The organism is Methylibium sp. T29-B (assembly GCF_000576225.1).
Classification (GTDB): Bacteria; Pseudomonadota; Gammaproteobacteria; order Burkholderiales; family Burkholderiaceae_C; genus Methylibium; species Methylibium petroleiphilum.
Genome location: NZ_AZSN01000034.1, coordinates 12,419 through 34,128, shown reverse-complemented (window position 1 = coordinate 34,128; position 21,710 = coordinate 12,419). Strand labels below are relative to the sequence as shown.

Below are 21,710 nucleotides of genomic sequence, written 5' to 3'. Positions count from 1 at the left end.
AGTTCCTCGGGTGTCTTGCCTGAAGCCAAAGCAGCCTTGAACCATGCCGGCCGCTTGCCCATGCCACCCAGGTGTTGCCTTGGTCGTCCTTGAACTTCACAGTCTTCGCCGCTGGCTTTGGTCCGGCCTTCTTGCGCTGTTTGCTGGCCGGCTTGTCGCCGCCCGCTGCGGGCAACTTCGCATTCTTGCGGGCACCCGTTGCAAGACCAAGGTCGGCGGCCGTCAGGCCGTAGTGCGAGATCGCGTCCTTGATCTTGGCGACGACCTCTGCGATCTCCTTCTTGCGCAGTGCATCGGCCTGCGCCTGCAGCGCAGCAATCTGCGCGTTCAATGCAGCAAGGGTCGGTCCGCTCTTCTTGGTTGCCATGTGCCAGCTTTCAGGTTGGGGCGAATGCGTCGGAGGATAGGTCAGGTGCGACCCAGCGCTGCTCGCGCGACGATCGACACACTGCCATGGCCCCGCCGTTCTCGCGCGAGGCGGCGACATTTCGTGCTCGCAGCCGTGCCCTCCTCGGTGGGAGCAAACCCGGCCGCGGCGGCGTGAAGTAGCCTGCCGGGCAGCAGGCGCTCCTGGCTATCGGCAGCCGGCCACAAGCAGCCGTTGGGTGGTGCGTCCGGAAGCGGACGTCGATTACCCAGACCAGCTCATTGCATCAAAGCTTCGATCAATGGGCAGGTGGGCGGAGCGGGCGTCGGCGCCTAGCTGAAGGGTAATCGCGTGTCGCCGAGGGCTGAACCTTCGACATGCGAAGCGGGGCCGGGACGTTAGCGGGCAGCCCCAGCGGTCGCATCTGCCTGGGCGATGAACGCCAGCAACGCGGGCGTCGACTGCTTCTCACGATGCACAACCAGATGACATTGCCGAAGCTGCCGCGGCAATGTCGTGGAGACGCGGCACAGACGTCCAGCTTCCAGCGCATCGTTCACTACCCAGGCGGACAGGCAAGCCACCCCCAACCCTTCCTGAGCGGCACGCTGGATGGCTTCCGAACTGCCTAGCTCGATGCTGCGCCGGTAAGAACGCAGGTGGGGCAGCAAGCTCTGGTCGGTGGCCTCGCGCGTGCCAGAGCCCGTTTCGCGAACCAGCCAGACCGCCTCACGCAGCGTGCGCAGGGGAATGCGCTCGCCTGCCGTACTCGACCGGGCCAGCGCACTGTCGGGCGCAGCCACGACCACCATCTCGTCTTGCAGCCAGGGGGTGACCACCAGCTCCGGCTGGTGGCTGGGCCCCTCGATCAGCCCCACGTCGAGTTCGAAAGCGGTCACGGCATCGCAGATGGCGGCGGTGTTCCCGATAACGACCTTCGACCGCCAGGCGGCGGCGCTGCCGGGCTGCTGTGCCCCCATGAAGCCAGCGAGCAGCTTGGGCAACACGTAGTTGCCAATCGTCGTGCTGGCGCCGATGCGCAGCGACTGCGCCTGCGCGCTGCCGTCGCGCGACATCTGCTCGATGCCTGCGGCGCCGTCGAGCAAAGCCAAAGCCCGCGGCAACAGCGCGCGGCCGTTGTCGTTCAACAGCAGGCGTTTGCCGGCGCGGTCGAACAGGCGCAGCGACAGCAGGCGTTCCAGCTCGTTGACGGCCGAACTGGTGGCCGATTGCGACAGCGCTATCTCAGCGCTGGCCGCCGTGGTGCTGCCGCTGCGCGCCACGGCGACAAAATCTGCAGCTGACGCAGGGTGAGTCGAAGCACGTCCACGGTGATTGCCTTTGTTATCGATTTCGCAGGTACATCTTAGTCATACAACCCGTTGGACGGGTTGATTGCCAAGCTCTAAATTTGCCTGGCCGCTCGATCACGGGGCGGCGGCCCGCCGCGCCACCACCGGCATCTGGAGCCCGACATGCTGACCCTTGAACGAACAACCCCACGCCCCGCAGCACCCGGCCCGCTGGCCCCACAGGCGCTGCATGCCCTTCAATGGGTTGCTGCCCGGCGGCCAGTGGCGGGCTTCATGGGGCCGACCCGCGACGTGGCCCATGCCGTCTCGACCACCTTGGCCGCCGACAGCAGCATCGACCCGCAGGTGCTGCGCTGGATGCCGGTCGCAGTGCCGATGGCGGCCGTGCTGCTGTGCGCCGGCATCGCCTTGATCTGGGTGCTGGCGTGATGCACGCGCTGTCGACCTCACAAGCCAGCCCTGGCCCGTCAGCCGGCCACCGGGCAGCGCGGTTGCGCTTGCAGTTGGCAGCCCTGCTGCCCGGCCTGGCCTTGAGCGGCGCCCTGGCCGCGACCGGCATCGCGCTGGGCCACATCGGCTGGCTGCAGCACCACGGCTTCAGTGCGCTGACGCTGGCCATCGTGTTGGGCATGCTGGTGGGCAACACGGTCTATCCGCTGGTGCCGCGCCTGGCCGCGGCCAGCGGTGCCGGCGTCAACGTGTCCAAGCAGAACCTGCTGCGCCTGGGGGTCGTGCTGTACGGCCTGCGGCTGACGGTGCAGGACATCGGCCACGTCGGCATCGCCGGCGTCGCCATCGACGCGCTGGTGCTGGGCTCGACCTTCGCGCTGGCCTGCTTCATCGGCACGCGCTGGTTGGGCCTGGACCGCAAGACGGCGATGCTGATCGGCGCCGGCAGTTCCATCTGCGGCGCCGCCGCGGTGATGGCTGCCGAACCGGTGGTCAAGGCGCGCGCCGAGCAGGTAACGGTGGCGGTGGCCACGGTGGTGGTGTTCGGCACTCTGGCGATCTTTCTGTACCCGGCGCTGTTCGAGCTGAACCAGCACTGGGCGCTGATTCCGGGTGGCGCCAACGGCTTCGGCATCTACGCCGGCTCGACCATCCACGAGGTAGCCCAGGTGGTGGCCGCGGCGCGTTCGGTGGGCCCGGACGCGGCCAACTCGGCCGTCATCGCGAAGATGGTGCGGGTGATGATGCTGGCGCCGTTCCTGGTGATGTTGTCGGCCTGGCTGGCACGTGACGACAAACGCCACGCCCACACTTCCGCCGCCACGGGCCAGGCCCCAGGCAAGCTCGCCGTGCCCTGGTTCGCCTTCGGCTTCGTCGCGGTGGTGTTGTTCAACTCGCTGCAGTGGCTGCCGGCCTCGGTGGTGGCGGTGACCACCGAGATCGACACCGCGCTGCTGGCCATGGCCATGGCCGCACTCGGCCTGTCCACGCACATCGGCGCCATCCGCAAGGCCGGTGCCAAGCCGCTGTTGCTGGCGCTGATCCTGTTCGGCTGGCTCATCGTCGGCGGTGCCTTGATCAACCGCTGGGTACCGGCCCTGCTCGGCTGAAGCCTCGAATTCACGGCCCGACGGAATAAACCACGGGCTCTCCTCGTCCACCACAGCAAGCCTTTCCCTCTTTTCTCAACACTCTCCGAAAGACATCCCATGAATACCTTCTTCCGCACCACCGCGCTGGCCTGGTGCAGCACCTTCGTCCTCGTCGCCGCCAGCGTGCCCGCCAACGCCGCCAACGGCGCCGAAGCCACCCCGGCCCGCGTCACCTTCGACGGCCAGATCCGCAACAACTCGCTGGCGCTGAGCCCCGACGAGGCCACCGCCGTGGTGTCTTACAGCGAGCGCCCGGACGTCATCGTCTACGACCTGGCCACCGGTGCCGTGCGCGGTGTGCTGCGCGGCTACGTCACGCCGCGCAACATCGTGTTCGCGCCCGACGGCAAGAGCTTCTATGTCTCCGACAGCAGCCTGGGCACGGTGACGCGCCTGGACACCACCACGCTCAAGCCGCTGGCCACCGCGTCGACGCTGGCGGCCGGCCCCGGCGCCTTCGGCACCGCGCTCAGCAAGGACGGCAGCGCGCTGTATGTCAACAACCAGGCCAGCAGCACGGTGACGCGACTGGACACCGCCAGCGGGCAGGCCAAGGCGGTGATCACCGGCTTTGCGCAGCCGCGCCAGGGCGTGCGCCTGAGCCCGGACGGCGCGAAGCTCTACGTCACCAACTTCCTGGGCGACAAGGTGACCATCGTCGACACGCAGACCGACAAGATCGAGGGCGAGATCACCGGCTTCAACAAGATCCGCGCCATCTCCGTCACCGCCGACGGCAAGACCCTGTTTGCGGCCAACAGCGGCAGCAACGACATCGCGGTGGTGGACATCGCCGCGCGCCGCGTCACCGGCACCGTGCCGGTGGGCCGCGACCCCTACGGCGCCGCGCTCACGCCCGACGGCCGCTTCGTCTACTCGGGCAACTTGGCCGACAACACGGTGTCGGTGATCGACGTGGCCACGTTGAAGGTGGTCGCCACCATCGCCGGCTTCAAGCAGCCGCGCCAGGCCATCGTGTTCACGCGCGACGGCAAGACGGCCTACGTGCTGAACGAGGACCTGAGCATCTCCAAGGTCGAGCGTGCCGGGCAGCGAATCGTCGCCACGGTGGCCGCTGCGCAGGCGGTGGCGGCGTACTGAAAACCGGGAACTGTCAGAGAACCGGCGCACCGCACGACCGAGCCGGGGGCTTGCCGCTTCCGGTTCGCCCCGTTGTCGCCCCGCCCGCACAAAGGATCGAATGAAAACTCTGGCCAACCCCTGCCGGCGCCGCTTGGCGGCACTTTGTCTGGCCATGTGCACGCTGCCCGCCGCGTTCGCAGCTCAGGCCCAGACGGCCGCCCCGCCGGCGCTGGAACTCGTGGTGCTGGGCTCGGGCGGCCCGGGTGCCACCGGCCGCGCGGGCTCGGCCTTCGTGGTGTTGGTGGATGGCGTGGCGCGTGTTTTCGTCGACGCCGGCCCGGGATCTTTCGTGCTCCTGGGTGAAGCCAAGCTGGCGCTGGGTCGGGCCGACATCGTGCTGCTGACGCACCTTCATGTGGACCATGCCGGTGGACTGCCAGGCCTCTTCAAGGCCCGTGCGGTGTCCAACCGCGGGCCGGTCGATTTCAAGATCTTCGGGCCGGCAGGGCGGCGTGCGCTCGATGCCGACGATGCCGACTTCCCGGCCACCAGCCGCTTCATCGACCTCTTGTTCGGCAAGCAGGGCGCCTTCGGCTACCTGAAGGACTTCTCAACGCCGCTGCGCTTTCAAGTGAACGACATCGACGCACCCGCCACGGCGTCAGCCCTGCCCGAAGTGCGCACGGTGTTCGATGAGGGCGGCCTGCGCATCAGCTCCGTGGCCGGCCACCACCGCGACGCACCGGCGGTGGTCTACCGCATCGACCACGCCGGCAAGAGCATCACCTTCAGCGGCGACATCGACGCCAGCGGGCTGGCGGGTCTGCGGCGAATCGCCCAAGGCACCAGCCTGCTGGTCTTCAACAGCGTGGTGCTCGACCCACCCGGCTCGCCCGACGTGCTGTACACCTTGCACACGCCACCCAAGGCCATCGGCGAAGTGGCCGATGCGGTGCGCGCCGGCCAGCTGCTGCTGAGCCACCTGTCACCTGCGCTCGACGCGCAGCGTGATGCCGTCAAGGCGTCGATTGCCGCGCACTACGCCGGCGGGGTGGTGTTTGCGCAAGACGGTCAGCGGCTGGCGCCCTGAGGCGCGCAGCCGCCGGCGATAGTGCCGGTACCGGCCCCCAGTTCGACGCCCGTGCCCACCGACCCCACGAAGGTGATCACGCGAGCCATGCCGTCGGGCCGCAGGAACACGGCGGCGTCGAACTTCATGCGCTGGCCGACCGATGGGCTGCCGCTCACGAAACCTTCGGTGCCGACACCGCGGTCCAGGCCCCGCAAGTAGAAGGCGCCCTCCGTGGTGCCGAGGGCGTCGGCAAAGGTGCCCGAGAAGCTGAAGGTGTCGCTGGCCGGGTCGTAGCCGGCGAACGCGCTCGCCACATCCACGTCGCCGTTCTGCGGACCGATGTACGTGGGCAGTAGGTTGCCAATGGGGTCGGTGATGCCTTGCGCCAGCGCACCGGTCGCGGCGGTGAACAAGCTGGCCAGCAGCAGGAAGGTCAGGGTTCGCTTCATCGGAGCAATTGGTGGAGCGTGTCGGGCGGGTCAACTGCCGATGGCGTGACAGAAAAAGTTTTTGCGTGGGCCGGAATAGACCGCCTGCCGGCGCCGTCTGCCCTTGTGTCGGGACCTCATGGACCCTTCATCCACCACCGACCACCCTCACTTCACATCAAGCCTTCAACGGAGCCCTCCATGTTCAAGACATTCGCCTTTGCCGCCACCGCCCTGACGCTTGCCGCTGGCAGCGCCTTCGCCGCCCCTTCCGACGACGCCCGCACGCACTTCCAGGCCATCGCTTCGGGCGACACCCAGATCGTGATGCGCGCCTACGCCGACCAGGCCCAGCTGAACTGGGTCGGCGGCCCGCTGGACGGCACCTACGCCACCACCGACGCCATCCGCGGCACCTGGGAAAAGTTCGGCAAGGCCGTCGGCCCGCTGAAGCTCACCATCGGCTCCATCGAAGAATCGGCCAACCCCAAGGGCTCGACGGTCTCCGCCAACGTCGTCTTCGAAGGCAAGATGCCCATCAAGGTGCGCTACGTGCTGACCTACCGCGAAGGCAAGATCGTCAGCGAAACGTGGCAGATCGACCCAAGTTGAACGTCGCCCTGGCAGCCACGGCCGAAACCGCCGGCAAGACCGCGACCTACTGATCCACCAGCGCCGCGCCGAAGGCGGCCTTGTTCATGCCAGTGCACGCTGGCACGGCGCTGCCTGCAGGCGCATGCCGGCTCGGTTCACACGGCGTATCGACAACGCAATACCCGCAAGCGCCCGTGCGTCTACCCGTTTGCAGTGGTCGAGCCACTGCTCACCCATCCCCCCAGGAGTTCCCCATGCGACACCCGCTTTCCAAATTTTCGGCCGTGCTGATGCATGCTGCCCTCGCGGCCGCGGCAGGCCTTGCTTCACTGCCCGGCCACGCTGCAGACGGCGCTGAATCCCTGACGTATCCGAACATCATCAAGATACGGGACGGCATGGGCGCACGCGGCGACCTCGCACCGATCGCACGCATCGTCTCGCCGCTGGCGGATTCGCAGATCGTGCCGGGCGAAGGCCGCATTGGCGCAGGCAGCGTGAATGGCACCGGCTTCGTGTTGAACATCGAGTGTTGACGATCGCCCAGAACTGACCCGCCGCGATCATTCAATACTGACCCACCCCTGAAGGCTACCCGAGGGTGCCTTGGTCTGTGGATATCTCTGCGGTTTTGGGGTCTGGGTTCGATCCTTTCCTGCGTTGCGTCGTTGACCGGGTTCTGGTCGCGGCCGTAGTCGTGCTGCTGTGCTTGAAGCGCCAGGAGTCGTTGCCGCTCTCGACGATGTGGCAGTGGTGCGTCAGCCGGTCCAGCAGGGCCGTGGTCATCTTCGCGTCGCCGAAGACGCTCGCCCACTCCCCGAAGCTCAGGTTGGTCGTGATGACCACGCTGGTGTGCTCGTAGAGCTTGCTCAGCAGGTGGAACAGCAAGGCACCTCCAGCCTGGCTGAACGGCAGGTAGCCCAGCTCGTCGAGGACGAGCATGTCCACGTACATCAGCCGGTGCGCGATCTGCCCAGCCCGGCCCGCGGCCTTCTCGGCCTCCAGCGCGTTGACCAGCTCCACCGTCGAGTGGAAGCGCACCCGCTTGCCATGCCGCTGGATCGCCTCGATGCCGAGTGCCGTCGCCAGGTGCGTCTTGCCCGTGCCCGGCCCGCCGATGAGCACCACGTTGTGCGCCGCCTCGGTGAAGGCGGTGGTGTGCAGCTTGCGCACCAGCGCCTCGTCGACCGCGCTGGCGCCGAAGTCGAAGCCTGCCAGGTCGCGGTGCGCCGGGAACCGGGCTGCGCTCATCTGGTACGCGATGGAGCGCACGTTGCGCTCGGCCCCTTCGGCGTCGAGCAACTGCTCGACGAGCTGCTCGGGCTCCAGCGCCGCATGCCGGCAGCGCGCCACCAGCTCCGGCCAGTTCGAGGCCATGCCGTGCAGCTTGAGCGCCTTCAGGCGCGTGACGATCTCGGTGCTCATGGCTGGGCCTCCTGGGGGCTTGTCGGTGTACCTCGCAGCGCGTCGTAGCGCTGCACGTCGGCGCGGGGCTCCTCCCGCAAGGCAGGCGTCGGCTGCGTCAGCTCGCGCAGCGCCGGCGCCCCGTCCTGCAGCCGCGCTAGCACGTTGAGCACATGCTCGGCACTGGGCCGCCCGGCTTCCAGCGCGATCTCCGCGGCCACCAGCACGGCCTCCAGCCCGTGCACCGGCACGGCGGCCAGCACCTGCGCCATCACCCGGTCGCCGCCCGCATGGCGCAGCAGGTGGCGTTGCAGCGTCTGCAGCACCTCGGGCATGGCCTTGAAGGGCGCGCCGTTGCGCAGCGCCCCGGGCTTGGTCTGCACCAGCGCAATGTAGTGCTGCCAGTCGTAGAAGGTCAGTTCCCGCTCGAAGCTGCGCGCATGGCGCGCTACCGCCACGCCCTCGGCCACCAGCACCACGGCCTCGGGGTAGGCGCGCAGGCTGAGCACCTCGTTGACGTGGCGGGTCGGCACGCTGTAGCGGTTGCGCTGGAAGTGCACCAGCGCCGTCGCCGACACGCGCACGGGCTGCTCGACGTAGCCGTCGAAGGGCCTGGGGCACGGCATGAGCCGCGTGCGCTCGTCTTGCAGCACCTCGGCCACGCTCAGCGCGGACCACTCGGGGTGAGCCGTCTCCTCCCAGCACTGACGGCAGCGCTCGGCCAGCCAGGCGTTCAAGGTGGCCAGGTCGCTCCAGCGCCGCTCGCCGGCCTCGCGCCACACCTGGCGCCGTCGGTCCTGCACGTTCTTCTCGACCACGCCCTTCTCCCAGCCACTGCCCGGGTTGCAGAACTCGGGCTCGAACAGGTAGTGCGAGCACATGGCCTGGAAGCGCGCGTTGACCGAGCGCGCCTTGCCCACGCCCACACGGTCCACCGCCGTCTTCATGTTGTCGTAGATGCCTCGGCGCGGCACGCCACCCAGCGCCTCGAAGGCCCGCGCGTGCGCGTCGAACAGCATCTCGTGGCTCTGCGCAGGGTAGGCCGTCAACCAGAAGGCCCTCGAACTCGCCAGCTTGGTGTGCGCCACCTCGAGCCGCCGGCGCAGTCCGCCCACGAAGACGTACTCGCAGCTCCAGTCGAACTGGAAGGCGTCCCCCAGCTCGAAGCTCATCGGCACGAAGGCCGCACGCCGCGGCGCGCTGGCCTGCCGCTCACGCCAGCGCCGCACCCACACGACCACCCGCGGGTAGCTGCCCGCGTAGCCCAGCGCGCGGATCTGCTCGAACAGGGCCTTGGCCGTGCGCCGCTCGCGCACCGGGCGGTGCGCATCGGCACGCAGCGCCGCCTCCAGGTGCTCGGCCCACGGGTCGAGCGCGCTCGTCGCACGGCGCTCGGGGTACTTCGGCTCGGTCACGCCGTCCTCGCGCAACCACTGCCGCACGGTGTTCCTCGACAAGCCCGTGCGCCGCGCCACCTCGCGGATGGACAGGCCATCTCGCAGGTGCATCCTTCTGATCTTGGCCAACATCGCCACGCTGATCACTCCTGGCTCTCCCCGCTCGTCCATCGAGCAGGGCAGTGTGTTTGCGTGGGTCAGCTTTCGACGATCGCGATGCCCTCAGGTGGGTCAGTTTTCAGTGATCGTCAACACATCGAGGTCGTCACGCGCGACGCGACACCGATCGCCGCGAAAGAATCGCTCAACATCAGAAACACCGCGCTTCTCGGCCAGGTCAACCCGAACATTCCGGGCCTCTATGTCTTCCTCGACACCGACCTCGTCAAGCCCGACGGTGGCGTGATCCCGAAGAACACCAACCTGGCGAACCTCTTCAACATCCTGGGCACCGACGACACGCCCGGCGCGGGCGTGACGCTGTGGCTGGGCTGGCACGTGCTTGAATCGCTGCCGCTCGACACGAGCCGCTTCAACATCACCACCGCCGTGGTCGACACCGCCGGTCGCATCGGCTTCGACAGGGTCTCGATGGCGGTGCTGCGCGGCGGTATCACATCGGGGCAGGCACTGACGCCCCTTCCGATCGATGTGTTCGATGACGGCATCGACGACGCGGACGGACCGGAGGTGACGATGATCGCGCCCCGCGTGCCGTCGCGTGTGTCACCCGGGCCGCAAACCGGCAATCCGACGCCGCCTGCGAATGCATCGCTGTTCTTCATTCAAGTGGCGGCGCTGGACCGCTCGCGTCACGGCATCGGCGTCAGCGAAAACGGCCAAGGCACGGCGGCCCGCTCGGTGTTGGGAACCATCCTGGATGGCAGCCAGATCCAGAACCCGATCACGCATCCCAGCAACGGCACGAACCGCAATTTCCCGGGTCTGAACGTGACCTTCGACGTGCCCTTGCGTCAGCCCAACGGCAACGTGGTGCCGGCGGGCTCGAACCTGGCGCCGATCTTCAACGTTGCCGGCAGCGAGCTGGACGCTGACGGCTATGTCGTGACGACGGCCGATTGGGTGGTGGGGGGATCGCTCCTGATGCCTGCGGGCAAGCGTTCGGTCACGATCACCGCCCGGGTCACCGACAACGCCAACCGCACCCGCAGCGTCAGCCACGTCGTGGGCATCAGCCCGGTCGAGAACGGCCAAAACCTGACGCCCGCACCCTGAGAACGAGGCCGCGCGGCTCCGACCATGGAGCCGCGCTGGACGCACAGGGCAGCGGCAGCCTGCCACCCTGCACAACCAACACCCCATCTTTTTCACGCCTGCGGAATAAAAGGCCTGAGCGTGCCGTCTGCCCCGATGTGAGCAACATCTCACCCACGCTGCCCGATCCGCCACCACCTCCACGGAGCTTCCCATGTTCAAAACCCTCGCCATCGCCGCATCTGCGGCAACTTTTTTGGTCACTGCCGGCTGTGCCAACATGGTCGAGCCGCCTGCCAAGGCGCCCGCCATGTTGTCTGGCGGCGCGCTCGTCACACCCGCTGGCATGACCCTCTACACCTTCGACCAGGACGTGGCGAACAGCGGCAAGAGCGCCTGCAACGGCGGCTGCGCCGCGCTCTGGCCGCCGATGATGGCCACCGCCACCGACCGGACCACGGGTGCCTACAGCATCGTCACTCGCGACGATGGGTCACGCCAGTGGGCCTACAAGGGCAAGCCGGTGTACACCTACAAGGCCGACCAGAAGGCCGGCGACCGCAGCGGCGACAACTTCAAACAGGTCTGGCACATCATCAAGGAATGACGCCTGTACACCCGCCTGCACACCCAGCTTCGCGCGGGCTCACCCCATCTTCAACATCTTGATGAACGACGACCATCAACTGCTGAGCTGGGTGCCGCGCCTGCGCCGCTATTCCCGGGCGCTGGTGAACAACCGTGACGACGCCGACGACCTGGTGCAGGACACGCTGGAGCGGGCCTGGGCCAAGTCGGGCCTGTGGGGCGGCGTGGCGGACATGCGCGCCTGGCTCTTCAGCATCATGCACAACCTGCACGTCGATGGCGTGCGCCGGCCCAGGCTGCACACCGTGACCATGGACGATGACACCCCCGAGGTGCCGGTGATGCCGACGCAAGGCGACAGGTTGGCGGTGCTGGACCTGCAGGCCGCGCTGGACCTGCTGCCCGTCGAGCAGAAGGAAGTGCTGCTGCTGGTGGCGCTGGAAGACATGGCCTATGCCGACGTGGCGCAGGCCCTGGGCATTCCCATCGGCACGGTGATGTCGCGCTTGTCGCGCGGCCGTGAGCGCCTGCGCGGCCTGATGGAAGGTCGTGCCGAACCCGTGCGGCTGAAGGTCGTCAAATGAATGCATTGCGAAGCACCCTATGAGTACCGATCGCCCATCGCCGCCCACCCTCCCGCCCACCCCCCCGGTCACCGAGGCCGAGCTGCATGCGTTTGTCGATGGCCGTCTGCCCGCAGAGCGTGAGGCCGAGATCGCCGCCTACCTGGCCGCGCGCCCCGACGATGCGCAGCGCGTCGAGGCCTACCGTGCGCAGAAGCGCGAGCTGCACGCCCTGTTCGACCCCGTGCTGGACGAGCAGCCGCCGCAACGCCTGCTGAAGTCGGCGCGCCCGCGCGCCGTATCGCCGACGCCTTGGTACCTGCAGCGCTTGGCCGCCGGGCTGGCTATCGCCGTCATCAGCGGCGCCACGGGCTGGGGGCTGCGCGGCGTCGGACCTGGAACAGCCGGTGACGATGCCGCCCGCATGGCGGCTGTGCAACCGGCCCCAGGTGGTTTGACTTTGGTGTCTGCGGGTGGCTTCGCGCAGCGTGCCGCCGTCGCGCACGCGGTCTACAGCCCCGATGTGCGCCGGCCCGTGGAAGTGGACGCCGCGCACGAAGACCAGCTCGTGGCCTGGCTGTCCAAGCGCATGGGCGCGCCGATGAAACCGCCGCACCTGCAGGCGCAGGGCTACACGCTGGAAGGTGGGCGCCTGCTGCCAGGTGGCCAGGGGCCGGTGGCTCAGTTCATGTACCGCAACCAGCAGGGCAGCAAGCTGACGCTGTACGTGTCCAATGACGTGGCCGACGTCGGCAGCGCCGCGGGCTCGGGCGGGGCCGCGAAACCGGATGCGAAACCGGGTGCGAAGAACGCTGACACCGCCTTCCGCTTCGCGCAGGAAGGCGCCGTCAACGTGTTCTATTGGGTCGACGGGCCCTTCGGCTATGCGCTGTCGTCCGACGCCGACCGCAGCGTGCTGGCGCGGGTGTCGGCCGAGGTCTACCAACAGCTGGGCGCACCGCGCTGAAGGCCACGGCAAGTCCCGCAGCGCAGGCGGTTTGCACCGCCATGGAATGAATTGGCCTGAAGCGCGCTCTTTGCTGCGAGCGCCTGACGCACCGACACAGCCCTTCGTTGGGTGCAAGGTCGCGCGTCACAGGCCCCAGTCCACCTTTGCACTGAACAAAGAAAGCACCCATGACCACCCAACGTCGCGACATCCTCAAATACTCGCTGGCCGCCGCAGCCGCCAGCGCGCTGCCCGCAGCGCAAGCCCAGGCGCCGTCCAGCGCCGCCGCCGCCACCGGCATCGACCCGCGCGACCGCGTCTTCATCACCAACGAAGACTCCAACACGCTGGTCGTGATCGACCCCAGGACCAACACCGTCGAGAGCACCATCAACCTGACCAGCTTCGACGAAGACCCGCGGCCGCCCTTCCGCTATGTCACCGCCGGCGTGGCGCCGACGCACGCGGCGATGATCCACAAGCCGCTGTACCACGCTGCATCGACGCCCACGGCGCGGTGCCGTCGCCCGACGGCCGGCTGCTGGCCACCAGCGGGCGCGGCTCGAGCAACATCTACCTCGTCGACGCCGAGCAGCGCCGCGTCATCGGCAACACGCCCAACCCGGCCGCTGGCATGACGACCAACCCCGAACGCCTGAGCAGCGGGCTGCTGCTGGGCCGCGAACCGCACGAGCCCACCTTCACGCGCAACGGCAAGGAGCTTTGGGTGACGCTGCGCGGGGAAGACCGCATCGCCATCGTCAACGTCGAACTCGCCCTGCGTCAGTTGAAGGGCACCGACAACACAGGTTCGACGGCCATCCGCCAGTTCCTGCCGACGATCAACGGCCCGGCCCAGGTATGGTTCAACCGCGAAGGCACGCTGGCCTTCGTGGCCAGCCAGAAGGTGTCGCAGGTCGACGTGTTCCGTGTCAACCCGGGCGCCGATGGCCACAGCCAGCCGCAGCGCGTGACGACACTGGACATCAGTGCGCAGGACAAGCCCGGCTTCACGCCCTTCATGAAGACCACGCCCGACGGCGCCGAGGTGTGGTTCTCGCACAAGCTGGCCGATGCGCTGTCTTCTCGCTCGACGCGGGGCGGTTTCGACCTCATTGACAGCGTGCCGCTGGGCATGGGCGCGCGGCCCAACCACGTCGAGTTCGTCAGCAACGCGCGCGGCAGCGTGGTCTATGCCAGCCTGGCGCGCATCGACGACGGGGGCCCCGGCGGCGTCGCCTCCAGCCCCATCGCCATCATCGACCGCAGCGCAGCCAGCGGCCAGCGCAAGGTGGTCGGCACCTTCTTCAGCCACGGCCGCGAATCGCACGGGCTGTGGACCAACCCCGAGAACACGCTGCTCTACGTGGCGCACGAGCAGGACGAACTGCCCGGCACGCCCAACGCCGGCCAGACGGTGTGCAGCGCCTTCGACGTCAGCGACCCGCTGAAGCCGGTCTTCATCGCGCAGATTCCGCTGGGCAACCTGACCCTGCCTTCCGGAGCGCTGCGCAACAAGAAGAGCATCAACCTGGTCTACGTGCGCGTGGGTGCCAAGGGGCAGACTGCATGAAGGGCATGAAGGGCATGAGGGGCGGACACGCCCAACATGGAGTCAGTGCCTTCGAGCGCGAGATGGACGCTTCGATGGCCCGCATGATGCAAGACATGCACGGCCCGGGCTTCGTGGGCCAGGCCGACATCGACTTCCTGGCGATGATGATTCCGCACCACGCCGGCGCCGTCGACATGGCGCGGCTGGTGCTGCAGCACGGCCGCGACCCGGCCACGCGGCAACTGGCGGAGGAGATCATCGCCGGCCAGACCATCGAGATCGAGAGCATGACGCGGCGGCTGGCGGCCTTGCAGCAGCGCTCTAGCGCGGGTTCGGCAGCCGAATTTCCATCGCTGGGTGGCACGCGCGGGCCGTGATGCCCAGCCTGAGGGTAAGCACTGACGATGGCGATGGAATGAACCGCAGCGCTGTCCGCTCTTGATCACCATGCTGTTCCAGTCTGCCGAGTCCCGCTACAACCAATGGGTGCGGGACCATTACCGCTTCCTGCTGCGCAGCGCCTGGGCGCTGACAGGCTCGCGTGCCATCGCCGAAGACGTGGTGCAGGACTGTTTTGCCAACGCCTGGAAGCACCGCGAGCAGTTGCGCGATGCGGCCTTGGCGCGGGCCTGGCTGTTCCAGATCATGCGGCGCGCCGCCTTCCGCCAGGCCGCGCCGGGCATGCAGTCGCTGGACGACGACGAGCAGCCCGAGCAGGCCGCCCCCGACGCCGGGCTGGACGACAAGCTGGACGTGGTCAAGGCGCTCGCGCGGCTGGCGCCCATCCACCGCGAGGTGCTGGTGCTGTTCTATTTCGACGACATGCCCACCGCGCAGATGGCCGAGGCGCTGGAGATTGCGCCCGGCACCGTGCTGTCGCGCCTGGCTCGCGCGCGCGACGCGCTGAAGCAGGTGATGGGCGTGCCAGTGCGGGCACCCGGCGGCGCCCAGGTCACGCCCTTGCGGAAGACCCCGTCATGAAGCGCGAACTCCGGCCGCCCGAGTTGCCCGACAGCGCGTTCGACTTGCGCACGCGCGCCGAACTGGCGCTGGCCTTCGAGCCCATCGACGCCCCGCCGCACTTGTACCGCAAGGCGCAGCCGCTAATGGCGCGGCGCAGCTTCCAGCGCGCCGTGCTGGGCCTGCTGCTGGCAGGCAGCGGCACCGGCGCCGTGCTGGCCATGCGCCCGCCAGAACTCGTGCGCGGCGCCATCGAACACGAATACTTCGAGCGCACGCTGCGCGGCACCTTCATGGCCAGCGCGCCCTTGCTGCAGCACCTGGGGCTGGCCGGCCAACAGGTGGTGCCCGGCTTCCCGCAGCTGATGCGGCCTTGCGACATCGACGGCCACCTCGTCTACCACCTCACCACCTTCTTCGAGAAGGGCGGCATGGTCACCGTGTTCGCCTTCGACAAGGCGGTGGCACTGACGGAGGGCAGCGGCTGGTGGGGCAACGTGCACTGGAAAGTCATCACCTCGCGCGACGGCAAGCCGCTGGTGCTGGTGGCGCAGAAGAAGCAGGCCCTGGCCGTGGCGCAAAGCCAGTTCGGTCCAGCCACCGACATGTCCCCACCGAATTCCACACCGACCCCCAAGGAGACCCGATGAACAAGACCTTGAACTCGCTGCCGCGGCGCCAGATGCTGGCCGGCAGCGCCAGCGCCCTGGCCGCGGCCGGCCTGGCCACTTTCACGCGCGGTGCCGCCGCGGCTGGCGAAACCCCAGTGGCCAGCGCCACGCCCAAGCCGCTGCCCGCCTACGTGGCGTGGAAAGACCCGGCCAGCGTCATCGTGCACAGCAGCACCACCATCGAGACCAAGCGCGCAGCCTTCGGCAGCGGGGTCATCACGCCGGGCGAGCAGCTCTACATCCGCAACAACCTGCCGGCGCCCGACGCGTCCATCGTCGCCGACCGCGACGCCTGGCAGGTGGCCATCGAAGGCGTGAAGGCGCCGCGCACGCTGACGCTGCGCGAGCTGAAGACGATGGGCGTGGAGACGACCGCGATGGTGCTGCAGTGCTCGGGCAATGGTCGCGGCTACTTCCCCAGCAAGCCCAGTGGCACACCCTGGCAGGTGGGCGCGGCGGGTTGCGTGATGTGGACCGGCGTTCCGGTGCGCGTGGTGGCCGAAGCGCTGGGCGGCGTCGTGCCGGGCGCCGGTTACCTGACCGGCACCGGCGGCGAGAAGCTGCCCGAAGGCCTGGACCCGCTGAGCATCATCGTCGAGCGCTCGGTGCCGGCCGCCGCGATGGCCGACGCGCTGCTGGCCTGGGAGATGAACGGCGTGCCGATCTCGCTGGCCCACGGCGGGCCGCTGCGCCTGATCGTGCCCGGCTACACCGGCGTGAACAACATCAAGTACATCAAGCGCCTGGCCTTCACGGCCAAGGAAACCGAGGCGAAGATCATGTCGCACGGCTACCGCATCTCGCCGCCGGGCGGCAAGGGCGACCCGAGCCAGCCGTCGGTGCAGGAGATGTCGGTCAAGTCGTGGATCAACTCGCCGGCGCCTGATGCATCCAGCGTCAAGGCCGGCCTGGTGCAGGTGCAAGGCGTGGCCTTCGGCGGGCTGAACGGCATCAAGCGCGTCGAGGTGTCGCTGGACGGCGGCAAGACCTGGAACGACGCGCGGCTCACCGGGCCCGACCTGGGCCGCTATGCCTGGCGACAGTTCGTGCTGGCCGCGAAGCTGCCCGCTGGCAGCCACACGCTGGCCAGCCGCGCCACCGACACGGCCGGCAACGTGCAGCCCGAACAGCGGATGGAAAACGCCGGCGGCTACAACAACACGAGCTGGGCCGACCACGCCGTGAAAGTGACGGTGGCCTGATCATGCGCAGCACCATCCAGCAGCGCTTCATGTTGCATGCAATGAGGGTCGCGTCGGTGCTCGTCGCCGGCCTGGCGCTGCCCGTTCTACCCGCGCTGGCGGCCGACGACAGCGCGCAACTCGCGCTAGGGAAGAAGCTGTTCCTGCAAGGCGTCGTCCCGTCGTGCGCCGTTTGCCACACCTTGCAGGCCGCGGGCGCCGAGGGCGCCGTCGGCCCGGTGCTGGACGAGTTGAAGCCCGACGCTGCGCGCGTGGCGAAGGCGCTGCGCAACGGGCTGGGCCAGATGCCCTCGTACAAGGACAAGCTCACCGAAGCAGAGATTGCGGCGCTGGCGCTCTACGTGTCGAAGGCCAGCGGGGGTGCCAAGTGAAACTTCAGGTGGGTGGAATCTGTGGTGCATCCCCACCGATAAAGGCTCGTCCGCGCGGGCCGCAAGACGCTGACTGGCACCGAAACGCAGGGCATCTTCATCGGTCGCCGCCGTCGGCAGCGACTGCTTCTCAACTCCTCGACAGACTGGATTGGGTCGTGATCGTGAGGTCAGCACCGCGAAGACCGGCCGTTCAGCAGGGGGCTGGTCGAGCGGCCACTGTCGGCGGCGTCCACGAACTGGTAGTCCCGGCCACTAACGGTCCGTCATCAAAGGCAGCTTTCCGGTCGCTTGCTACTGGCCGAAAAATGCCGATGCATGGCTGTCCAAACAATGTTCCATGGTCCTTCCCGCCTGGGGCGAGTTCGAAGCCGCGCTCACTGCGCGTTAGCGGTGGAATGCCAGCCGCTTCTTGCCGCGCGTGAGATGGACGGGCACCGCCGACTGCGTGACGTTGAACTCTCAGGCTGCGCGCGACACGCCGCCCAGAACCGCCGGTGCAAGAACGGTGGCGAGCTTACGGATTGGTCCCATCCGCAGGCCCGCGACGGGCATGCTGGCAGTGTTGCTGCACTTGCGTCCGCGGGGCCTTGCCGAATGCCACCGCGCGGGATCGGCGAGACTCAGGTCAGGCCCATCTCACGCGCCCGCGCCACCGCTTCCGTGCGGTTGCGCGCGTCCAGGACATGGAGAACGGCCGCGACGTGCAGCTTGACGGTTCCCTCGGCCAGGCCGAGAGCACGCGCGATGTACTTGTTCGATGCGCCCGTGCCCAGCCAGACCAGCACCTCGGCCTGGCGCGGCGTCAACCCGGCCGGCGCGGCGGCCACCGGGGGCGTTTCGGCGCTGGAGGTCAGCGCCGGGTGGTCGATGCCGCTGCCGTCGAGCAGCCCCGCCAGCACGTCGAGCATCAGTTCGGGAGGGGTGGACTTGCGCAGGCAGCCGTGCGCACCCGCGGCCAGCACCTCGCGCGCTTCGATCGCACTTTGCGACCCGCTCACCACTACGATGGGCACGCCCGGGTGCTCCGCCCGCCATCGCGCCACCGAGGCGGCGCCCTGGGCACCGGGCATGCGCAGGTCGAGCAGCAGCAGTTCGGCGTCGGGGGCCTGCGCGAGCGCCGCGGTCACTTCGGCGGCGTTGGCGGCTTCAAGGACCTCGGCGGCAGGCGCCACCTGCTGCACCAGGCGCACGAGGGCGTCGCGGAACAGCGGATGGTCGTCGGCCACGATGATGTGCATGTGCCCATTGTCGCGGCCGAACGCAGGCTCATTTCTTGAAGTTCGCCGCCACGCGCGCGAGCCCGGCGTCGTACACGCCTTGGATCACTTCCTTGGCCTTGTCGTCGGGGGCTCCCTTGGCATTGAAGGTGCCGGTCCAGCTGACGATGCTCTTGCCGGCAGCACCCGTCATCACGGTCAGCGTCGAGGCGTACTGTTGCACCGGCAGCGGGCCGCTCTGGATGACGTAGCTGTAGCTCATCTTCGAGTCGCTCAGGGCCGTTCGCTTTTCGACGATGGTGCCGCCGCCGCCAGCCAGTGTCAGCGTGCGGATCCCGCCCTTCTGCGTGCTCGCCACCACTGCCGGGTGCCAGACGTCCAAGTGGTTGAAGTTGCCGACCAGCTTCCACACCGTGGCGGGTGCCGCATCGACCTCGACTTCACGGCTCACGCTCAGGCTGCCGCCGGCCTGGGCGGCGCCCGCTGCCGCAACCAGGGCGATGGCAGCCAAACGGCGTGGGGCGGCGAGAATGGATCGGTGCGGGTTGTGCATGAAGGGAGTCTCCGTTGTCGTGGTGGGAAAGGTGGTGGCCCGGGCCTCGCAGAGCCGAGGCGATTCTTGAGGCAGCCGCCCAGGGCGGCCATATGCCTTCGGCCATAGGCGGCGCCGACACAAACCCGCAGGCTTCGGGCTGGCCGTTGCTAGCAGCGGCGGTCGTGCTGCTGCTCGGCTTGGCGCTCAGCGTGCTCGGCACCCGGGCGCTGGCGATCGATCGCGCCGAACGCGAACGCCTGCACCTTGCGCAGCAGGCGGCCACTCAGGTGCGTCAGCTCGAACTGGCATTGCAACTCGCGCTCGAATCGCTGACCTCGGTGAAGGCCTTCCACGATGCCGGCGGCGCGCTCGATGAACGCCAGTTCGAACGGTTCGTGCGCTCCGATGCGGCCTTCCACGAGGGCACGGTGGCGCTCGGCTGGGCGCCGCGCATCGGCGAGGCCGAACGCCCGGACTTCGAGGCGGGTCTGCGCGAGCGCAGCGGTCGGCCAGAAGCCATTTTCGAGGCCACGGGGCACGGCCTGCGCCGCATCGTCGCGCGCTGCAACGACTGCTACGCGGCGCAGTATCTCACCGCCCTGCAGGGCGGTGACGTCACGCCGGGGCTCAACCTGCCGTCGCTGCCGTCGCGTGCCCAGGCGATTGCCAACGCGCTGGCCAGTGGCCGCGTCGCCGCCAGTAAGGCCCGCCGCTCCGATGCCTGGGGCGCCGATGGCGACACCGTGATCCAGGTCTTCCAGCCCGTCTGGCCAGACGGCGTTCCGGCACCGGGCCAGCAGCTGGCCGGGCTGGCCTTCGGCGTCTTCAACGTCAGCGCCTTGCTGCGCCGCATCTTCCCGCGAGCGCAGGCCGATACCGCCTATGTCGCCCTGTTCGACCTGGACGCACCGGCAGTCGAGCAGCGCCTGTTCACGCTGGGGGCGGCAACGGCGGCAGATGGGAACGGCGAGGGTGCGGGCGACTTCGCCAGCGCACGCGAAAACGCGCCAGAGGCCTACGTGCACGAGTTCCGCGTGGCCGACCGCCACTGGGTCGGCCTGTTCAGCCCAGCCGAAGGCTCGGCTTGGATGCCGTGGCTGCTGCCGCTAGCGGCCCTGCTCGGTGGCGCGCTGTTGACCGGGCTGCTCGCCGTCTACCTGTTCGCCGCGCTGGCACGTGGTCAGCAGGTGGCGCGGCTGGGCGGGAGACTCGTTGCTCAGCAGGTCGCGGTGGCCCTCGAGCGGGAGCAACGCCGACAGGCACAGGCCACGGCCAGCGCGCGCAGCGCCTTTCTGCAAGCCGCTAGCCACGACCTGCGGCAGCCACTGCACGCGCTCGGCCTGTCACTCGGTCTGCTGGCCGCGCAGCCTGCCGTGGCACGAGACGGCACATTCACCACTCAGCTGCAGCAGTCCGTGGCCGCGCTGCATGCGATGTTCGACGCCCTGCTCGACCTCGGCCGGCTCGAAAGCGGCCACCTGCAACCCGCGCTGCGCAACTTCGATGTGGCGCCCTTGCTGCAACGGCTTGGCGAAGAAGCAGCCCTGCAGGCCGGGCGCAGCGGACTGCGTTTGGTGGTGCGTGTGTCGCCCCGGTTGTCCGTGGTCAGCGACCCGCTGCTGGTCGAACGCATCGTGCGCAATCTGCTTGCCAACGCCCTACGCTACACCGCTCAAGGCTGGGTGGCGCTGCGCGCGGTGCGCCGGGCGGGCGAGGTGGAAATCCAGGTACTCGACAGCGGCCCCGGCATCGCCCGCGCACAGCGCGAACGGATCTTCGAGCCCTATGTGCGCGATGCCCACCATGCCGACGGAGTGGGCCTGGGCCTGGCCATCGTCCGCGCCCTGGCCGGTAGCCTTGGCCACCGCGTGCGCGTTGCCTCGCGCCCGGGGCGGGGCAGCGTCTTCGCGCTGCAACTGCCGGTCGCCGCAGGCGCGGAGCCCGACGTCGCAGCAATCTCAGCAGCCCCACCCGGAGCACTGGCCGGCCGCCGGCTGCTTCTGGTGGACGACGAGCCAGAGGTTCTCGACGCCTGCGCGCGGCTGCTGCGCGCCTGGGGCGCCGAAGTGGACACTGCACGCGACGTCGAGTCGGCCACCCGCCTGGTCGACGCAGCCGCACCGCCGGTCACCGGCCACGACCTGCTTCTAATCGACGAGCACCTCGGCCGCGCGAGCGGCAGCGCTTGGCTGCTGGCGCTTCGTGCGCGTGGCAGCGCCAGCCCCGCGCTGCTGATCAGCGCCGATGCCACGCCTGACTTGCGTGATGCCGCACAGGCCTGCGGTGCGCCCCTGCTTCGCAAGCCGCTGACGCCATTGAAGCTGCGTGCAGCCATCAGCGCCGCACTGCGCCAGACTGCTGGCCGATGAAACCGTCGCCACGTCCTGTCGGTCCTTCACTGCGGTGGCGCGGAATCGCAGGCCCGTGGGCCTTCATATTGGCGGCTGCTGCCGGCGCGGCCGGGGAAGAAGAAGCCGCCGCCGCAACGCCCGTGTGCCGGCTGCCATAGCGCACACCGCCTCCGGCGCGTGGTCAACTGGCCGGCACGTTGGTGGCTTGGAATCGAGTTCGGCGAAGAGCCGCTTTGGGTCGATTCCGGCTGGCCAGGATTCGCGCCAAGCC

The 21,710-nt window shown here is 68.7% G+C and carries 25 protein-coding genes; 18 read left to right on the top strand and 7 right to left on the bottom strand.

Annotated elements, in window-relative coordinates; genetic code table 11:
- Positions 1-367, bottom strand: a 367-nt coding sequence (locus Y694_RS08040) for an H-NS family nucleoid-associated regulatory protein (protein ID WP_310732217.1), incomplete at its 3' end; no start/stop codon positions are given.
- Between the two features lie 398 nt (positions 368-765).
- Positions 766-1,650, bottom strand: coding sequence for a LysR family transcriptional regulator (locus Y694_RS08035; protein ID WP_197028764.1), 885 nt, complete (start codon positions 1,648-1,650; stop codon positions 766-768).
- A 192-nt stretch (positions 1,651-1,842) separates the two neighbouring features.
- On the opposite strand from Y694_RS08035, the gene Y694_RS24120 reads away from it, so the two are divergent.
- The 4 genes from Y694_RS24120 (at position 1,843) to Y694_RS08020 (ending at position 5,454) form a co-directional block, all read left to right on the top strand.
- Positions 1,843-2,109, top strand: a complete 267-nt coding sequence (locus tag Y694_RS24120) for a hypothetical protein (RefSeq protein ID WP_031943569.1) — start codon at positions 1,843-1,845, stop codon at positions 2,107-2,109.
- A 62-nt stretch (positions 2,110-2,171) separates the two neighbouring features.
- Positions 2,172-3,239, top strand: coding sequence for a YeiH family protein (locus tag Y694_RS08030; protein WP_036231469.1), 1,068 nt, complete (start codon positions 2,172-2,174; stop codon positions 3,237-3,239).
- Positions 3,240-3,338: 99 nt separating this feature from the next.
- The gene (locus tag Y694_RS08025) at positions 3,339-4,382 is read left to right on the top strand and encodes a beta-propeller fold lactonase family protein (protein ID WP_031943571.1); all 1,044 of its coding nucleotides are present in this window, start codon (positions 3,339-3,341) and stop codon (positions 4,380-4,382) included.
- A gap of 154 nt (positions 4,383-4,536) precedes the next feature.
- A complete protein-coding gene (locus tag Y694_RS08020) occupies positions 4,537-5,454 on the top strand; it encodes an MBL fold metallo-hydrolase (RefSeq protein WP_036231467.1) in 918 nt (305 codons plus the stop codon).
- Here the strand turns inward: Y694_RS08020 and Y694_RS08015 are convergent.
- The gene (locus Y694_RS08015) at positions 5,436-5,885 is read right to left on the bottom strand and encodes a hypothetical protein (RefSeq protein ID WP_031943573.1); all 450 of its coding nucleotides are present in this window, start codon (positions 5,883-5,885) and stop codon (positions 5,436-5,438) included. The genes Y694_RS08020 and Y694_RS08015 overlap by 19 nt on opposite strands.
- A gap of 180 nt (positions 5,886-6,065) precedes the next feature.
- On the opposite strand from Y694_RS08015, the gene Y694_RS08010 reads away from it, so the two are divergent.
- A complete protein-coding gene (locus Y694_RS08010; protein ID WP_036231465.1) occupies positions 6,066-6,476 on the top strand; it encodes a nuclear transport factor 2 family protein in 411 nt (136 codons plus the stop codon).
- Between the two features lie 236 nt (positions 6,477-6,712).
- Positions 6,713-6,994: a hypothetical protein gene (locus Y694_RS08005; protein ID WP_031943574.1), complete on the top strand. Its 282-nt coding sequence runs from the start codon at positions 6,713-6,715 to the stop codon at positions 6,992-6,994.
- Positions 6,995-7,049: 55 nt separating this feature from the next.
- On the opposite strand, the gene istB is transcribed toward Y694_RS08005, so the two are convergent.
- Positions 7,050-7,883: an IS21-like element helper ATPase IstB gene (gene istB, locus Y694_RS08000; RefSeq protein WP_036231463.1), complete on the bottom strand. Its 834-nt coding sequence runs from the start codon at positions 7,881-7,883 to the stop codon at positions 7,050-7,052.
- Positions 7,880-9,397: an IS21 family transposase gene (gene istA / locus Y694_RS07995; protein ID WP_051495651.1), complete on the bottom strand. Its 1,518-nt coding sequence runs from the start codon at positions 9,395-9,397 to the stop codon at positions 7,880-7,882. The genes istB and istA overlap by 4 nt, the downstream gene beginning before the upstream one ends.
- A gap of 54 nt (positions 9,398-9,451) precedes the next feature.
- Here istA and Y694_RS07990 point away from each other — a divergent pair, with 54 nt between their 5' ends.
- The 11 genes from Y694_RS07990 (at position 9,452) to Y694_RS07945 (ending at position 17,333) form a co-directional block, all read left to right on the top strand.
- Positions 9,452-10,495 (top strand): hypothetical protein, encoded by a 1,044-nt coding sequence (locus Y694_RS07990; protein WP_179943630.1) that lies wholly within the window; start codon positions 9,452-9,454, stop codon positions 10,493-10,495.
- Positions 10,496-10,754: 259 nt separating this feature from the next.
- Entirely contained in the window at positions 10,755-11,081 is a 327-nt protein-coding gene (locus Y694_RS07985; protein WP_051495650.1) for a hypothetical protein, read from the top strand.
- 61 nt (positions 11,082-11,142) lie between these two features.
- A complete protein-coding gene (locus Y694_RS07980; RefSeq protein ID WP_031943581.1) occupies positions 11,143-11,646 on the top strand; it encodes an RNA polymerase sigma factor in 504 nt (167 codons plus the stop codon).
- A 19-nt stretch (positions 11,647-11,665) separates the two neighbouring features.
- On the top strand, positions 11,666-12,592 hold the full coding sequence (locus tag Y694_RS07975; RefSeq protein ID WP_004306465.1) for an anti-sigma factor: 927 nt from the start codon (positions 11,666-11,668) through the stop codon (positions 12,590-12,592).
- 170 nt (positions 12,593-12,762) lie between these two features.
- Positions 12,763-13,212 carry a twin-arginine translocation signal domain-containing protein gene (locus tag Y694_RS25610; protein ID WP_231497587.1) on the top strand — a complete coding sequence of 150 codons (450 nt, stop codon included), beginning with the start codon at positions 12,763-12,765 and terminating at the stop codon, positions 13,210-13,212.
- Positions 13,209-14,147, top strand: a complete 939-nt coding sequence (locus tag Y694_RS07970) for a beta-propeller fold lactonase family protein (protein ID WP_231497588.1) — start codon at positions 13,209-13,211, stop codon at positions 14,145-14,147. The genes Y694_RS25610 and Y694_RS07970 overlap by 4 nt, the downstream gene beginning before the upstream one ends.
- The gene (locus tag Y694_RS07965; RefSeq protein WP_004306461.1) at positions 14,144-14,506 is read left to right on the top strand and encodes a DUF305 domain-containing protein; all 363 of its coding nucleotides are present in this window, start codon (positions 14,144-14,146) and stop codon (positions 14,504-14,506) included. The genes Y694_RS07970 and Y694_RS07965 overlap by 4 nt, the downstream gene beginning before the upstream one ends.
- A 70-nt stretch (positions 14,507-14,576) precedes the next feature.
- On the top strand, positions 14,577-15,110 hold the full coding sequence (locus Y694_RS07960; RefSeq protein ID WP_031943585.1) for an RNA polymerase sigma factor: 534 nt from the start codon (positions 14,577-14,579) through the stop codon (positions 15,108-15,110).
- Positions 15,107-15,739 (top strand): hypothetical protein, encoded by a 633-nt coding sequence (locus tag Y694_RS07955; protein ID WP_004306457.1) that lies wholly within the window; start codon positions 15,107-15,109, stop codon positions 15,737-15,739. The genes Y694_RS07960 and Y694_RS07955 overlap by 4 nt, the downstream gene beginning before the upstream one ends.
- Positions 15,736-16,962, top strand: coding sequence for a sulfite oxidase (locus tag Y694_RS07950; protein WP_004306455.1), 1,227 nt, complete (start codon positions 15,736-15,738; stop codon positions 16,960-16,962). The genes Y694_RS07955 and Y694_RS07950 overlap by 4 nt, the downstream gene beginning before the upstream one ends.
- A gap of 41 nt (positions 16,963-17,003) precedes the next feature.
- Complete coding sequence (locus Y694_RS07945) at positions 17,004-17,333, top strand: cytochrome c (protein WP_371820138.1); 330 nt, start codon at positions 17,004-17,006, stop codon at positions 17,331-17,333.
- 623 nt (positions 17,334-17,956) lie between these two features.
- Here the strand turns inward: Y694_RS07945 and Y694_RS07940 are convergent.
- Together Y694_RS07940 and Y694_RS07935 are read right to left on the bottom strand one after the other, a co-directional pair.
- Positions 17,957-18,574, bottom strand: a complete 618-nt coding sequence (locus Y694_RS07940) for a response regulator transcription factor (protein WP_031943587.1) — start codon at positions 18,572-18,574, stop codon at positions 17,957-17,959.
- A gap of 28 nt (positions 18,575-18,602) precedes the next feature.
- Complete coding sequence (locus Y694_RS07935; RefSeq protein WP_031943588.1) at positions 18,603-19,106, bottom strand: SRPBCC family protein; 504 nt, start codon at positions 19,104-19,106, stop codon at positions 18,603-18,605.
- Between the two features lie 92 nt (positions 19,107-19,198).
- On the opposite strand from Y694_RS07935, the gene Y694_RS22505 reads away from it, so the two are divergent.
- Positions 19,199-21,457: an ATP-binding protein gene (locus tag Y694_RS22505; RefSeq protein ID WP_081771206.1), complete on the top strand. Its 2,259-nt coding sequence runs from the start codon at positions 19,199-19,201 to the stop codon at positions 21,455-21,457.
- The last annotated feature ends 253 nt before the right edge of the window (positions 21,458-21,710 follow it).

What these genes read in the sequence shown, in the direction of transcription:
- Y694_RS24120 (WP_031943569.1), top strand. Translation starts at nt 1,843, where the DNA reads ATGCTGACCCTTGAACGAACAACCCCACGCCCCGCAGCACCCGGCCCG.
- Y694_RS08025 (WP_031943571.1), top strand. Translation starts at nt 3,339, where the DNA reads ATGAATACCTTCTTCCGCACCACCGCGCTGGCCTGGTGCAGCACCTTC.
- Y694_RS08020 (WP_036231467.1), top strand. Translation starts at nt 4,537, where the DNA reads ATGTGCACGCTGCCCGCCGCGTTCGCAGCTCAGGCCCAGACGGCCGCC.
- Y694_RS08015 (WP_031943573.1), bottom strand. Translation starts at nt 5,885, where the DNA reads ATGAAGCGAACCCTGACCTTCCTGCTGCTGGCCAGCTTGTTCACCGCC.
- Y694_RS08010 (WP_036231465.1), top strand. Translation starts at nt 6,066, where the DNA reads ATGTTCAAGACATTCGCCTTTGCCGCCACCGCCCTGACGCTTGCCGCT.
- Y694_RS08005 (WP_031943574.1), top strand. Translation starts at nt 6,713, where the DNA reads ATGCGACACCCGCTTTCCAAATTTTCGGCCGTGCTGATGCATGCTGCC.
- istB (WP_036231463.1), bottom strand. Translation starts at nt 7,883, where the DNA reads ATGAGCACCGAGATCGTCACGCGCCTGAAGGCGCTCAAGCTGCACGGC.
- Y694_RS07985 (WP_051495650.1), top strand. Translation starts at nt 10,755, where the DNA reads ATGGTCGAGCCGCCTGCCAAGGCGCCCGCCATGTTGTCTGGCGGCGCG.
- Y694_RS07980 (WP_031943581.1), top strand. Translation starts at nt 11,143, where the DNA reads ATGAACGACGACCATCAACTGCTGAGCTGGGTGCCGCGCCTGCGCCGC.
- Y694_RS07975 (WP_004306465.1), top strand. Translation starts at nt 11,666, where the DNA reads ATGAGTACCGATCGCCCATCGCCGCCCACCCTCCCGCCCACCCCCCCG.
- Y694_RS25610 (WP_231497587.1), top strand. Translation starts at nt 12,763, where the DNA reads ATGACCACCCAACGTCGCGACATCCTCAAATACTCGCTGGCCGCCGCA.
- Y694_RS07970 (WP_231497588.1), top strand. Translation starts at nt 13,209, where the DNA reads ATGACGACCAACCCCGAACGCCTGAGCAGCGGGCTGCTGCTGGGCCGC.
- Y694_RS07965 (WP_004306461.1), top strand. Translation starts at nt 14,144, where the DNA reads ATGAAGGGCATGAAGGGCATGAGGGGCGGACACGCCCAACATGGAGTC.
- Y694_RS07960 (WP_031943585.1), top strand. Translation starts at nt 14,577, where the DNA reads ATGCTGTTCCAGTCTGCCGAGTCCCGCTACAACCAATGGGTGCGGGAC.
- Y694_RS07955 (WP_004306457.1), top strand. Translation starts at nt 15,107, where the DNA reads ATGAAGCGCGAACTCCGGCCGCCCGAGTTGCCCGACAGCGCGTTCGAC.
- Y694_RS07950 (WP_004306455.1), top strand. Translation starts at nt 15,736, where the DNA reads ATGAACAAGACCTTGAACTCGCTGCCGCGGCGCCAGATGCTGGCCGGC.
- Y694_RS07945 (WP_371820138.1), top strand. Translation starts at nt 17,004, where the DNA reads ATGAGGGTCGCGTCGGTGCTCGTCGCCGGCCTGGCGCTGCCCGTTCTA.
- Y694_RS07940 (WP_031943587.1), bottom strand. Translation starts at nt 18,574, where the DNA reads ATGCACATCATCGTGGCCGACGACCATCCGCTGTTCCGCGACGCCCTC.
- Y694_RS07935 (WP_031943588.1), bottom strand. Translation starts at nt 19,106, where the DNA reads ATGCACAACCCGCACCGATCCATTCTCGCCGCCCCACGCCGTTTGGCT.
- Y694_RS22505 (WP_081771206.1), top strand. Translation starts at nt 19,199, where the DNA reads ATGCCTTCGGCCATAGGCGGCGCCGACACAAACCCGCAGGCTTCGGGC.